A 14,262-nucleotide genomic window follows, 5' to 3' on the forward strand; every position below is an offset into this window, starting at 1 on the left:
TTGTTAAAATTGGATAATAAATTAATTTCATTGATATACCTAAAAAAATAGACATAATATGTCATAAATGGTACTAATGAATGATAACCATAGCATTTTTGAGGACAGTATGGCAGGAATGCAGCCGCTAAAATTAATGATACTTTTGCTGACGTTATTACTCTTTGCTTGTACAGATCCAGTAAAAGAGAAAATCACCCAGCAAATACCACTCACTGAACAACGCATTGAATTACTTGCTCAAGCACTTAGCAATGGCGAAGTTCGTAACGCGAATTTAATAAATCAGTACGGAGAAAGGCTACTAAAAAGTAAGCCAAGCTATAAGCCGTTAATTGACGAGTTTTTAAAAGATACGGGCACTAAAGGCCCAATGTTTTTAGCATTAGTTGATCGATTAAACACGGTAAAAAATCAACCTCAAATGTTTGAGAACTCTCAAGCTATTTATGATGAGTTACTAAACTTATATCAAGCTGCTGATCCGGTTTTATATTCTGATGCCTTAAGCGATCCACTCAATGTCTTAGCTGATATGTCTGATGGTACTTTGCCACGCGTTAATGCGCTGTCAAAAGCACAAAGTATGTCGGCAAATAAGGCACAAGATTTTGGTACTGGTGAACAACTTATTGGCAACCCTTCTTATGGCAGTTGGACGACTGGCTCTAATGGCATGTCGTTTTGGGCTTGGTATGGTATGTACTCTATGATGGGCGATTTATTTGGCTCGCGACGCACCAGTTATAGTGACTGGGGCCGTAGCAGAAATTATAGTTATTACAATGATTATGGTCGCAAGCGATACAGCTCTCCTGATCAACTGCGTAAACAAACTGATTTAGATACTCGCACCAAAAAATCTTTTCAAAGTCGCGGACAAAAGTACACTAGCGCTTACAGCAAAAATAGAACGGGCGCGTCAAGTATCTCTAGTCAAAGTAAAAGTGCACAAACCAGTGCCAATCGATTTGCTAGTAAAACAGCTAATAAAAGCGCTTATGCAAAATCAAGTAAAAGTGCCAAAAATGCTAGCTTTAGAAACAGTAAGAGTACAACGTCACGTAGTTTTAGACGTGGAAAGTAGGGATAAATATGAATACATTTATTGAAATAACCGGCCTAAACCTAGAGCTATTAATCTTCTTAGCGATTGATATTACTATTGCCATTATATTACTTGGCGCAATGCGTTTTATTAGTGGTTTATCAGCAAAGGTCAACTCAACAGACGAGCTTGCCAAAGAAGATAACTTTGCTTTTGGTATCAGCGTGGCAGGCAGTGTAGCTGCTTTAGGTATTGTTTTAACCGGTGCCATAACAGGCGAAAATGCTGATAGTTACTTGATGGAAATCATTGGCATGGCGAGTTACGGAATATTAGGTTTAATTTTAATTAAAATTGGCCGAATTTTTCATGATCGCTTTGCCTTAAACCACATAGACAAAAACGCAGAGATTAAATCTCGTAATATTGCAGTCGGTATTGTCGACGCTTCAGGCGCTATAGCCACAGCGATTGTTATTCGCGCAGTTTTACTTTGGGTTTACGGTTTAGATATCAGCACATTTACGGCTATTGTTGCCGGCTTTATTGTTTCACAAGCCATGTTAGTGTTAGTTACTCGCCTTAAAGAACGTCAGTATGCGAAAAACAACCAAAATCACAGCATGCAAAGCGCTTTTGCTGAGGGTCATGTTGCGCTTGCTATTCGCTATGCGGGACAGGCAATTAGTACCGCTTTAGCCGTAACCGCTGCCAGTCACTTTTTAACCTATAGCCCAGATACTTTATTGGTAAACTTAGTGGGTTGGTTAGTCTTTGGTATGGTGATGACTTTATTGGTCGCCCTACTCACCTCAATTGCAAAACGCTTAGTACTCATGGGTATTAACTTAGTTGAAGAAGTAGACCAACAGCATAATATTGGTGTCGCTTCTGTCGAAATGGCGATCAGCATCTCAATTGCGCTAATACTAACGGCTTTAATGTCTTAATAGCAGCGAAAATATGCACACCACATCAAGCGCACTTTTGCGCTTGATTGCTTTCTAATCATTAAACGTAATTTATTCAAGCTAGGAATTTCCATGACAATCCAAAGAAACCGGCTATGGGACGATACACTCCTGATTCTAACGATGGCTGTTTTAGCAGGTTGTGGACTGATATACGAATACCTATTATCGCATTATGCCGGCCGTGTTTTGGGCATAATGGAAAGCACTATATACGCTATGATTGGCTTGATGATTGTTGCAATGGGGTTAGGGGCATTTGCAGCACGAAAAATTCAATGTGCTTTTAATGGTTTTGTATGGTTAGAGCTTACTATTGCATTTTTGGGTAGCGGCTCAATATTGATCATTGGCGGACTAATAGCACTAACCCAAACCTTTCCTGAAATTTTAGGCTCAATGTTCAACTTACCGCCAGACGCATACCCGCGTGGTGGTCTATTTAAACAACTCAGCTTTATTGCCTTTAATAGTCCTTACTTTTTTGGCTTTATTTTAGGTTTCTTTATCGGCATGGAAATACCGCTGATTGCGCGAATTCGAGAAGAAATACATCAAAAGCACCTTAAAAATAACTTAGGTACTATTTACGGTGCTGATTATATCGGCGCAGGTATCGGCGCAGCGATATGGGTTATATTTCTCTTATCAATAGACATCAGCAAAGCCAGTGCATTAACGGCGGGTTTAAACCTCACCGCAGGTATCGTTTTTATCCTCTATTACTGGCAAAGACTGACCTGGCGAAAAACCTTAATTACAGCGCATGGTGTTTTGTTAATCATGATTTTAGCTATATATCAATTTGGCAATGGTTGGTTGAGCCAGATGAGCAACTTACTTTATCTCGATAAAGTTGTTTATAGTGATAAAACACGTTTTCAACAGCTGACATTTACCCAACGAAATATGGGGCCGAACGATGGCAACATTATTAACTTCTATTTAAATGGCCGCTTACAGTTCTCATCATCAGACGAGTTTATTTACCACAGCTATCTAGTTAACCCAGTTTTAGCTGGCTCAGCACGCCATAATAATATTTTAATTATTGGCGGCGGTGATGGCTTAGCTTTACGAGATGTTCTGCAATGGCAACCTAAAAGTGTCACTCTAGTTGATTTAGATACCGAGTTAATTGATTTATTTAAAAATCCACATGAAAAACTGCCTTACTCACTCGCCAATACAGTTGAAGGTTTAAATGAGGCTAGCTTGCGTGATGAACGTGTGAACATTATTTCTTCTGATGCCTTTATAGCGATTGATAGTTTGTTGCAAAACCAGCAGACATTCGATGCAATTATTGTTGATTTACCCGACCCTAGTCATCCAGATCTTAATAAACTTTATTCCGTAAATTTTTATGCTCGCTTAAAGCAACTCCTTGCCGGTGATGGCTTAATTGGTATTCAATCAGCTAGTCCTTACCACGCTAAAAATGCTTTTATTGCGATTGGAAAGACCGTGCAAGCTGCGGGCTACTCAACGGTTCAACAGTATCATGATAACGTGCCTAGTTTTGGCGAATGGGGTTGGACTATTGCCAGTAAGATGGGAGCAGCGCCACTGACAAGGTTAAAAAGTATGGAAGAATTTCCTACCCCACATCATTGGCTAACATTGCCTATGGCCATTAATGCTTTTGAATTCTCTAGAGACTTTTATCAAGATAGCGAGTCAGTCCCCATTAACTATCTCGGCAGCCATGCTATTTATCAGCTACATCAACAGGCATGGCAAGATCAACAAGGGCTAAATAATGCCCATTTACAGTAAAAAGTGATTAAAATAAGTTAAGAAATAAAATGAATTAGCACTTGACATAATATGTCACAATGCTAAATTAACCCAATACGACATAATATGTCGTTAGTAAAAACAGTATAACTGATTTTACGCTACTTATTAGAACATGAGGAAAAACATGAATATTCATAAGATAGCTGATTACTTAAATGCTTTGGCTGATGACTCGGACACTGGGATGGTTTTTGATTGCCAACCAATTTCAGGTGAAGTTGATGTATTACAGATAACAGTTTTTGGCCGTGAAGAGCTACCTATCTTTGTTTCGGTAACTGATGATCAAATTCTTTGCATTACCTACCTCTGGGGTGAAGAAGAAGTTAAAACGGATAAGATCAATGAAATGCACGTCAGTATGTTAGAGATGAACATTCCAATGCCATTATCTTCATTTTCAAAAATTGGTGAAAAGTATGTCATTTTTGGCGCACTCGCGATTAGCTCAACTTTTGATGATATAGAACACGAACTAGCGGTATTGAGCAACAATGCACTAGAAATTATTGACGACATGAGTGATTACTTAATTTAAGCAGCCACCTTAGGAGTATTATTATGAGTATATTTAAGAAAATTATGACCGCTATTCGCGGCGGTGCAACTGAAGTGGGTGAATCAATTATTGACTCAAACGCTACTCGTATTTTTGAACAAGAAATTCGTGATGCTGAAAATCACTTAACCAGAGCTAAACGTGACTTAACCGGTGTAATGGCACAACAAATGTCGTCTAGCCGTGACGTTGAACGTATTAAACGTGAAGTGGTAGAACATGAAGGTTATGCCGTGCAAGCCCTTGATAAAGGTGACGATGAACTTGCATTAGCCGTTGCTGAAAAAATTTCTACCCTTGAAAACGAGCTTACTACACAACAACAAGCGCTTGATAGCTTTCAAGGTAATGCCGAACGATTAAAAGAGTTAGTGAAAAAAAGTGAACGCCAAGTTGCTGAATACAAGCGCCAATTATCTATGGTAAAAACCACAGAAAGCGTACAGAAAGCGACATCAGCAATTACTGATAATTTTTCATCAAGTAACTCTAAACTATTAAATGCGAAAGACTCTTTAGAGCGCATTAAAGCGAAGCAACAAAAGTTTGATGATCGCATGAAAGCGGCTGAAGTTTTAGAATCTGAGAATTCAGATACGTCACTAGAAGCTAAGCTTAAAGAAGCAGGTATTGGTGCCAGTGATAACAACGCTAATTCAGTACTAGAGCGTTTAAAAGCTACGAAAAAATAACTAACAAATTTTAGTTACCGCTTTGTATCCTAGATGCAAAGCGGTTTTTTAGCTTTATTAAGGCTAATTGTTCGCCATAATTTTTGGAGCACACCGTGAGTTTTTTTAAAAACATATTCAAGAAGCCAACTCAAGAACGCAAACTCAATAATGTGAAAGAACTCACCTTAGGTGATATTATTGTCATGTCAGACAGTTTTGGTTTACCTGCTGCATTGCGAGCACAAGAATTTCAAGTCAGTGCTGTAAATAGTTATGAGTTTGAGCATAAAACTAAAGCAGAGTGGGTTCTAAAAGGTAATAACGACCTTGAACTTTACTTAACCTTAGATGTAGACGATAAAACTTACCTAAAATTTTCCCTTAAAATATTACACCAAGACGTTGAAACACTGTTTGATCTTGAACAGTTCGCCGAAGTCTTTGATGAACCCGGCGAAGCACAATTAACGCGTATAACTGACAGTAACAACACTTCAGGTTGGAGCAGCGAAATATACCAACAAAGTAGTTACGCCCAAGTCGGTTACTTTCATCGTAAAGACTACCGAACAGATGCCCTCTCAGCCTATGAAGGAAAAGACAGCGGCGAGCAATTTGAACTTTACGAACTGTTTAACGAAGACCAAGACAAAGGAATCGATATTGAAGTATGGCAAGACGGCGATACGGAAGTATTTTTAACCTTATTTAGACCTACCACAGACATTGTGGACATGTATCCAGGGAGTTAACCGTGTCGAGAAAAATCCCCGAGAAGTGGCAATCATCAGTCAAAGCAGTTAAAGCGGTACAAGTTGCCTTTGATATGGATGAAAAAATTCAACTTTCTATTCGAAAGCAAGCATTAGAAGCCGGCATTAGCCCTTCTGAGCAAATTAGAGATATTTTAGGGTTGCCAACCAATAAGCGCCCTAAACGCCCAAGATTAACGGTTAGCTTGTCAGCTGAAGATTATGCATTACTGGGGGAAAAATATAGTCTATCTGCAGAACAACAACTTGAAATTAAGAAAAAATTGATGGATGATTTAATCAATTATGTTGATAGTAGTCAGGTTGAATAAATCTGCACTCAGCTCAACGGTTATTCCATTTGATAAAATAATGCCGAGATTGCAATGATAGTCGTACAAAAAGCCATGGAAAAAACTAATTTATACCGCGTCGATGGTTTCGGGGTAAAAAATTACAACTACGGCTTTATCGGCGTAGCATCTTTGATCTTATTTATAACGTTAAATATATCGTTAGGTTACCTAACTTATCAAGCTGAAATTGGGCTTGAAGTCTCACCAGTTAAAAGCTACAGCGATGCGCTATGGCTAATGGTAATGTCTGCAACTACCATTGGATTTGGCGATGTTTACCCCATCACATTTGTAGGTCGAGCATGCGTTTTTGTTATGTTCATTCTAGGTGTTGGTATTTTGGGCGGCATGGGTGCGGTGTTTGTAAATAAAATATTTGGTTTTGCCGATACCAATATTAAGAACCGCGAACTAAGAATGCAAAACGCACAAATTATTGCTCAAAATGTAGAAACAGCTAAAAAACTTATAGTGTTGGAAGAAAAACTCGAAGCACTAACAAAGTCCCTCAATAAATAAAAGCCAGATTAGTTGGCAGAAAATTCAAGTGCATACTATCGCTTATGTATTATACGGTTAGACCTATCATAACATTAATTAAAGTTAGTGCTCACTCCAATGAAACCGTCAGCAAACAAACAAATACTATTAGCCCTGTGATTATTTTGAACCATGATATTTTTATGCCATACTAAAAACTTGTTATTCGTAGAATGTTCAAATTTAATAAAAAAACAGGGATCCCATCATGCTATTAAAAAAATTAACCATAGTAGCCGCTATTGCCATTATAAGTGGTTGTGCTAATAACTCTGCTCTAGAAGCAAATATCTCTCAACTCAATCAAAAAGTGGATAGCTTAACAGATAAAGTTAATAGTCTATCTACTCAAACTAAAGCAGTATCAGCTGAAGTAAACGAATTAGGTATGTCGCAAGAAAAAACTAACCAAGCAGTAAAAGATACTAATGAACGCATTGATAATGTAGTAGCTAGTTACAAAAAGTAATACCCCGTAATTAGCTTAGAAAATGCTTTTGAATAAATAAAACACTAAAATTTTTTTAGTGTTTTATTGTTTTAAAGAAGAAATTTTTAATTTGCATGTAACTCTGTAACCAAACCTTTAGGGTTTGTTACTTGATTTAATAACAGGCTTTTATTTTCAGGGAAGTCGCCGACAAACGCCCTAACAGCAGATGTGATATCAGTTTCACTCACTTCACCATTATCTGGGGTTAGTGGGCTATGTACTTCAATCAACTTTTTGTTTGGCTCGTAAGAAAGCTTTATTGTCTGGTCAACAATTTTTACCGGTGTGTTAATTGCGACATGTTTATATAGCCACTCAATATCATCGTCATATAAACGAATACAACCAGAGCTAGCACGCATACCAATACCAAAACGTTGATTCGAGCCATGCAATAAATACACACTAGTGCCTAAACGCAAAGCATATTTTCCAAACGGGTTATTGGGGCCCGCGGGTACTTCGTCAGCTAACTTTCGACCATGTTCAACAAAGTATCGTGCCTTCATTTCAGTCGTTGGCCGCCAAACGGGATCTTTACGCTTTTCACCTATGTAGCTTATTGTTTTGGGAGTTGCTAAACCTTCCCTACCAACACCCACAGGGAAAACATGAACCTTGTCACTATTTTCTGGAAAATAATACAACCGTAATTCGGGTAGATTAATAATAATGCCTTCACGCTTACCAAAAGGTAGCAACATTTGACTAGGTATAACCAACTGATGCCCTAAAGTAGGGAGAAATGGATCAACACTTGGGTTAGCTGCCATTAAGGCGAGAAAGCCAACATTATAATGTTCGGCAATGCGTTGAAAGTAGTCTCCTTTGATCACTTCATGATATTGCATATCACCAATCAATCGAGAGCCCTCTGGAGGTAAATTATAGGTTTTAGCAGCACTTACAAATACAACAAAGCTAAGGAGAAAACTACAAATCAGCTTTTTGAATGTAAACACATTTGAGAATAAATTTGACATAAAATAACAACAAGCACTAGTAGAGTTTAAACCGTGTAAAAAATTGACCTGTAATAAACCCTAGCTAAAACTACGGGTTTTTACAGGCTACCTATGAAGAATAATTAGCTATTCATGCCAATATGGCGGCATAGCAATAGCGATAGATTTAGTGTTGTTCAATGCGATTAATAAACCTTCCACTTTGCTATTTTGCCACTGAACAATTTTTTTCGGTGGGTTATCAAGTTTCTCTAATTGCAGTTGAATAATCCACAATGAATGTAACTCTGTTATGCCTTGTTTTAAATCAAGCCATGGGCGGCGAAATTTATCACGCAGCTCGTTATCGAATAAACCAGCAAGCCAAGTGCCTGTTAATGAACTGCGATATAGAGGTTTACTCAAGGCGATGTATTGATGACATTGCAAAGTGCTCAAATTGTTCATCTGTTCATTTAGCTCACGTAGACTAAATTTTATTTTATCTTGGGCAAATTTAATCAGTGAGTCGTCTTTCACTTTAGGATCTGTAAGTTGTTGCTGACTTCGAGATAAAAAGAGTTTCAGTATCGACAGTTGTAATTGATTAAACCTACTGCTGTGTAAAAGTTGAGAAATATCATCGTTATTTGGGAAGCGGCGTTTCTCTATTTTAAGCTGTTCAATAAGTTGTTGGCTAAAGTCGAGTTTTTTACGATAATTGCCTGTTTTGTTGGTTAGTTCTTGCAAATGTATTGCGTTATCAACCCAAGCTAATAGATGTATAAAATGGCTTAATCCATCTCTAATAAGCAATTCTTCTGCTGATAAATAATCTGCAAACAACCAAAAACCGTGACGCAAAGTGGCTAATTCAGCTTTAACCTGAACCAAGGTTTGTAAGCTTGGAGCCATTAAGTAGCTTTCAATACTCTTTTGCAAACGCGTAAACCCTTGACTTAGGCCGTGTGTAAAAGCTGAAGCAATTGAGTCACTGCGCTTTTCACAAATATAACCAGCTTGTTGAGATTGATTTAATGCGGGTTCTGCTCGCCAAAGCACATAACCGCGTGCGGCTTTGCTTTTAATACCAGGTCGAAGTGCTAACACATTAAAAAGTAGCGTAGCTAAATTAAATAAAGCCGATGTTTCACCTTCAACCAGTTCAAACTCAAGTTCATGTATACTTTCTTTTTTGTCTGAGCTGGTAATTTCACCTTGATCGTAAGCCAGTTCAACCACGTTGCCACTTTTATCGGTAATGAGCCAAGTGCAGCGTTTAAAGTTAGTGTCGAATAAAGCGACTAACTCTCGTTGAATATGCTCGGGAGATTGATCTTCGTGCCAAATTACATTTGGAAAAAGCGACAATATTGGGCGTTCGCTTGCTATATCAACATTATATTCAGGTCGGCTATGTAAACCACCTACAACCTGACCAGCTGTTTTAATTGTTTGCTCAATATGATTATTATTACGACGAACTCTTAAGCCCATATCATGATGGCGTAAGTTCAAATCGGGCGTATCAAAGTAGCAATTAGCCAATTGCTTTTCCTGATAGCTAAATTGAATATTTTCGTGGTTAAGAGTTTGGCTGATCTTTTCTTGGGTATTATCGCCTAAAACTAAATATTTAAGCTCTATTTCGGTTGTCATACTTTTCCAATAGTAGTTATAAATCAAGCTTATTAACTGCAGTTACAATATTTTTGCACATTTACAGTAAATAATAGTCTCAATCTTACATGATTGTTATTTTATAGCAAAAATCTTAGAAATCTAGGCGCTATCACTTGCTATCACTCCTGCAAAGTCCTACTATCTTTGCCATTCTCTGTTTAAAATGGCGCTATTGGTTATTTCATGATGAACATAAAAAAAACATTCGTTACTCTACTATTTTTAACTCCTTTATTTTCTTTCGCCGAAGAGGCCGATTCAACGACTACGGCTGGCTATATCTCTGAAGATTTAATTGTTTATATGCATACAGGTGCTGGCAAAAACTATCGCATACAAGGTACTGTTAACTCTGGTGAAAAAGTAGAGTTAACTGGTAATTCAAATAATGATTACAGCGAAATAATTACTGATAAAGACCGCATAGGTTGGATCGAAAGCAAGCATGTTTCAACCAAACCAGGCATGCGTTATGTTATCGCTGACTTAAATGAAAAACTCGCTAGTTTTCAATCAGGCAAAAGTGATATGACTCAGCAACTTAATGACGCCACTTTAGAAATTGACGCATTAAAGTCTGAACGCAGTGATCTACAAAATAGCATTTCTGCACTCAACATGGACTTAACACAAACAAAATCACAATTGAAAAATCAAGACACTAGTATTAAAAAACAATGGTTTTTTAATGGCGCAATCGTCTTAGGTATTGGTTTATTATTTGGTTTGATCTTACCGCGTTTATTTTCAAAACGTAAATCAAGTATGGAAAACTGGGGCTAACTTTTAAAATTAAATTTTAAAAGTTAGGCTAAATATCACTTAAAGAACTGAAAATCTTATTTTGAAATTACATAAATTATCTTACACGCTATTTTTGTTTTGCTTTTTCACGTCTGCAGAACCTTGGATTGATACATCAAATATTTATCTTAGATCAAGTATTCAACAACTTGCTGATGCAGGCCACATAAAAACACCCGTTACAACATTTCCATTAATGTGGCTCGATATTGGGCGTGACTTAAAGCATGTTGATTACTCTTCTTTAAATAGCGCGGAAAAACAAGCCTTTGATTATGTAAATCATCAATTTCGAATGGCCAAAAATAACAGTAAAAAATTAGAGCTTAATATTGCCAATAAAGACAAACGTTTCACAAGTTTTGGCGAGGATTTTAGAGACAAAAACAATATAAAAATCCAAACAAGCCATATGACAGAATCGTTTGCTTTTGGTCTTTCCACCAGTTATACGTTCTCTCCAGAAGATAATGACAAAACCCGTTTTGATGGTAGTTATGTTGCAGGCTTTATTGGTAACTGGGTGGTTTCATTAGGTAAGCAAGATAGATGGTGGGGCCCGGGCTGGGATAGCAACTTAAGCTTAACTAATAACGCTAGGCCTATTCCAGCGCTTTCAATATCCCGCAGATCGGCAATACCTTTAGAAATTCCATTCACCGAAATTGAAATCCCTTGGACCGTAACTTCATTTATGGGCGTTATGGACGATAAACGCGTTATTGATGACACCCTGTTGTGGGGCTTCAGGTTAAATTTTCAGCCATTCGACGGTTTAGAAGTCGGTCTTACTCGTTTAGCACAATTTGGCGGTAAAGACCGTTCACAAAGCTTAAGCACTTTTTTCAATGTACTCGTGGGTAAAGACAATTGTGGCGCTTCAGGACTTGATTGCGGCGTAAATAAAGAAAATGAACCTGGTAATCAACAAGCAGGATACGATTTACGTTATTCATTCAACGTACTAAATACCCCTATTGGTTTGTATGGCCAATATTTTGCAGAAGATGGTGATAACAGTGGCTCATCATTAAGCTTTTTGACTGAACCCAAAGTGCAAGTAGGTATTGATACTAACTTAAAGATCTTTTCAGCTCATACAAAGGTTTATTTAGAATATACCGACACCTACGCAGACTGTGCTGATATAGATAACAGAAACATTGGTAACTGCTACTATGAGCATCATATTTATCAAACAGGTATGCGTTACCAGCAAAGAACCTTAGGTAACTTATACGATAATGATGCAACGAGCGTGGTTTTAGGCTTTATTTCTACCATTGATCAAAATACAAATGTAACGAGCAAAATTCGTCACTTACAACTGAATACAGATAACAATGATAAAGCACCAGGAAATAATATTATTGGAAATCCGCTTACAGAAGTAGCGGAAGACTTGATCATGGTATCGACTAAGGTTCAGCATAGTTATAAAAACTGGCGATATACCTTGGGTTTAGACCTCAGTCGATCTACATTTGAAAATGACATTAAAGATAAAAAACAAGCAAACTTATTTTTAAAAGTTGAATATAATCTTTAACACAGGTAAAAATATAATTACTTAAATAAATTTTTTCTAAACTGCGAGTTCATGACTTAAAAATCATGAGCAATAAAAGGTAATTAAGATGTCCATAATCAATAACTGTCCCGTATATGTCATTAATTTAGACTGTGCAACTGAACGATTATTAAATATGGACAAACAACTTTCAGAGATAAATGTCGCCTTTGAAAGAATTCCTGCCGTTAAAGGTAACAATTTAACAACTACTGAAATTAACCAAGAATATTCCAAAATACTGAATAAGAAGTATTTTAGAGCAGATTTAAGCATGGGTGAAATTGGCTGTTACATTAGCCACAGAAATGTTTGGCGTAAAATGGTCGCTGAAAATATAGCCTTTGCGGTTATACTAGAAGATGACATGAATATTGAAAGTAACTTTATCCAACTCTTCTCACTTTCCGAGACATTAAGCAAATACGATCTGATTAAATTAGCTGATAATAGAAACCATGAACCCAAACAAATTAGTTCATTAGATCAACAGTTTGAATTAATCAATTTTACAAAAATCCCTAACTGTGCAACAGGTTATACGCTTAATCTAGCTGGTGCTAAAAAGCTGCTTGCAAGAGATAAGTTCTATCGCCCTGTTGATATTGATATGCAGTTTTGTCAAGAGCTAGACTTGTCTGTATTTGGTTTACGCCCTTATCCGATTAGTGAAAACAAGAACTTCGCTAGTGATATAACACTATTGAATGGTGGGTTTCATGGTACTAAAAGCACCAATTTCATTCGTAATATAAAATACAGAATACACTTATGGTACTTAAGGAAAACGCACTTATCAGGAGAGTTATAATCGCTTAATAACATTATTTTTAACGCATGAGATTAAAGCTTCCAGTATTTCAATTTTTTACGCATTTTAAATTGTCTAAATAGATCAAAGGGCTTAGGTTTAAGACTTGATTTCTCTTCAATAGTCTTATCAATCGCATCTAGCAGGCGATAAGATGACCTTCCATCCATGTATGGATGCGTACAATCAATATACTTCTGAATATTATCCATTAAACATTGAGGTTTTTGCAGGGCATACTCAATTGACTCTTCAAGTTTATCAGCTGAATTAATATCAATTAAATAATCACCTGGTGATATATTATTGAAAGTAACAACTGGCTTACCTTGTAATAAAAACATGATAAGTACAGAAGAGGTATCACAAACCATAATATCTGCTCGCTTCAGCAGGGGGATAACATCATCAGTTTCAACAAAGCTTAAGTGTTCATTTTGAATTGATTTATATTTATCAACTATGCTTCTATCCATTTTAGGATGAAATTGAATTAACCAATTCCATTTACCTGTCTCACTTAAAGATTTTATTGTTTCAAAAAGGTGTGGTGCACAGGTTAATTGCTTAGAAAATGTTGAACACATTAATATTGTCGACTTTACTGTTTTATCGACGTTATTATTGGTAAATAAAGGATCTAATGCGCACCAACCTGTTTCAATGACTTTAAACGTTTGATGCTTTTCAGCTAAACGTTGAAATTGAGCAGTCGAATCTGGCCCCTGCGTGCAATATAAATCAAAACAATTACGCACTTTATAATGATCATTATGTCCTTTTTTATCTACTTTTCCTGCATCAAAACCATGGAAAACCGCAACATTAATTCCTGGGAAAAATGTTGGTGCTATATTGGCAGGAAAAATAACAGCATCAGGATCATATTTAATAACGTCATCAACACTCTTTAATATTTTTTCGTCTGCAGTAAAATAGGATAAATTAACCGCACTACCCTGTACAAACCAATAAACATCTCTGTTGCTATTGCGAATGGCTTCTTGTAATGGTCTTAAAATAGCGAAGCTATAGTTTTGAGATATATTTAAAACAAACTTTTTTGCTTGCATTTTGGGCTCATAAAATAGTGCAATAGGAGAGTGGTAGATATTAGCAAGTTATATGTTAAAAATCAGCTACAGATAAATCGAGATTAAAAATAAGGTTATATGCAAAATAAAAACCTTATAACTTATAATATATAACAAAATCACAATTGACAGCACAGTGATAAATGCGCTATTAATAACG

At 36.7% G+C, this 14,262-nt stretch carries 15 protein-coding genes; 12 read left to right on the top strand and 3 right to left on the bottom strand.

Features of this window, described 5'->3' with window-relative positions; translation table 11 throughout:
* The first annotated feature begins 76 nt into the window (after positions 1-76).
* The 9 genes from H4J50_RS09740 to H4J50_RS09780 all read left to right on the top strand — a co-directional run bounded on the left by H4J50_RS09740 (position 77) and on the right by H4J50_RS09780 (position 7,172).
* Positions 77-1,087 (top strand): hypothetical protein, encoded by a 1,011-nt coding sequence (locus H4J50_RS09740; RefSeq protein ID WP_259366212.1) that lies wholly within the window; start codon positions 77-79, stop codon positions 1,085-1,087.
* 8 nt (positions 1,088-1,095) lie between these two features.
* Positions 1,096-1,998 carry a DUF350 domain-containing protein gene (locus H4J50_RS09745; protein ID WP_182256023.1) on the top strand — a complete coding sequence of 301 codons (903 nt, stop codon included), beginning with the start codon at positions 1,096-1,098 and terminating at the stop codon, positions 1,996-1,998.
* A 93-nt stretch (positions 1,999-2,091) separates the two neighbouring features.
* Positions 2,092-3,798, top strand: coding sequence for a polyamine aminopropyltransferase (locus tag H4J50_RS09750; RefSeq protein WP_182256025.1), 1,707 nt, complete (start codon positions 2,092-2,094; stop codon positions 3,796-3,798).
* A 148-nt stretch (positions 3,799-3,946) separates the two neighbouring features.
* A complete protein-coding gene (locus H4J50_RS09755; protein WP_108456958.1) occupies positions 3,947-4,360 on the top strand; it encodes a YjfI family protein in 414 nt (137 codons plus the stop codon).
* Positions 4,361-4,383: 23 nt separating this feature from the next.
* Complete coding sequence (locus H4J50_RS09760) at positions 4,384-5,073, top strand: PspA/IM30 family protein (protein WP_182256027.1); 690 nt, start codon at positions 4,384-4,386, stop codon at positions 5,071-5,073.
* 95 nt (positions 5,074-5,168) lie between these two features.
* Positions 5,169-5,807, top strand: a complete 639-nt coding sequence (locus H4J50_RS09765) for a hypothetical protein (protein ID WP_182256029.1) — start codon at positions 5,169-5,171, stop codon at positions 5,805-5,807.
* 2 nt (positions 5,808-5,809) lie between these two features.
* A complete protein-coding gene (locus tag H4J50_RS09770; protein ID WP_182256031.1) occupies positions 5,810-6,139 on the top strand; it encodes a hypothetical protein in 330 nt (109 codons plus the stop codon).
* A 54-nt stretch (positions 6,140-6,193) separates the two neighbouring features.
* Positions 6,194-6,682: a potassium channel family protein gene (locus tag H4J50_RS09775; protein ID WP_259366213.1), complete on the top strand. Its 489-nt coding sequence runs from the start codon at positions 6,194-6,196 to the stop codon at positions 6,680-6,682.
* Positions 6,683-6,911: 229 nt separating this feature from the next.
* A complete protein-coding gene (locus H4J50_RS09780; protein ID WP_182256033.1) occupies positions 6,912-7,172 on the top strand; it encodes an LPP leucine zipper domain-containing protein in 261 nt (86 codons plus the stop codon).
* An 86-nt stretch (positions 7,173-7,258) separates the two neighbouring features.
* Here the strand turns inward: H4J50_RS09780 and H4J50_RS09785 are convergent, their stop codons facing one another.
* Together H4J50_RS09785 and H4J50_RS09790 are read right to left on the bottom strand one after the other, a co-directional pair.
* Positions 7,259-8,179, bottom strand: coding sequence for a L,D-transpeptidase family protein (locus H4J50_RS09785; protein ID WP_182256035.1), 921 nt, complete (start codon positions 8,177-8,179; stop codon positions 7,259-7,261).
* A gap of 108 nt (positions 8,180-8,287) precedes the next feature.
* Complete coding sequence (locus H4J50_RS09790) at positions 8,288-9,799, bottom strand: CYTH and CHAD domain-containing protein (protein WP_182256036.1); 1,512 nt, start codon at positions 9,797-9,799, stop codon at positions 8,288-8,290.
* 207 nt (positions 9,800-10,006) lie between these two features.
* Here H4J50_RS09790 and H4J50_RS09795 point away from each other — a divergent pair, with 207 nt between their 5' ends.
* The 3 genes from H4J50_RS09795 (at position 10,007) to H4J50_RS09805 (ending at position 13,008) form a co-directional block, all read left to right on the top strand.
* Entirely contained in the window at positions 10,007-10,606 is a 600-nt protein-coding gene (locus H4J50_RS09795; protein ID WP_182256038.1) for a TIGR04211 family SH3 domain-containing protein, read from the top strand.
* Between the two features lie 61 nt (positions 10,607-10,667).
* Positions 10,668-12,176 (top strand): capsule assembly Wzi family protein, encoded by a 1,509-nt coding sequence (locus H4J50_RS09800; protein ID WP_182256040.1) that lies wholly within the window; start codon positions 10,668-10,670, stop codon positions 12,174-12,176.
* A gap of 88 nt (positions 12,177-12,264) precedes the next feature.
* Positions 12,265-13,008, top strand: coding sequence for a glycosyltransferase family 25 protein (locus H4J50_RS09805; RefSeq protein WP_085304057.1), 744 nt, complete (start codon positions 12,265-12,267; stop codon positions 13,006-13,008).
* 32 nt (positions 13,009-13,040) lie between these two features.
* On the opposite strand, the gene H4J50_RS09810 is transcribed toward H4J50_RS09805, so the two are convergent.
* Positions 13,041-14,081 carry a CDP-glycerol glycerophosphotransferase family protein gene (locus tag H4J50_RS09810; protein WP_182256041.1) on the bottom strand — a complete coding sequence of 347 codons (1,041 nt, stop codon included), beginning with the start codon at positions 14,079-14,081 and terminating at the stop codon, positions 13,041-13,043.
* Between the last annotated feature and the right edge of the window lie 181 nt (positions 14,082-14,262).

Source organism: Colwellia sp. 6M3, assembly GCF_014077595.1.
Classification (GTDB): domain Bacteria; phylum Pseudomonadota; class Gammaproteobacteria; order Enterobacterales; family Alteromonadaceae; genus Cognaticolwellia.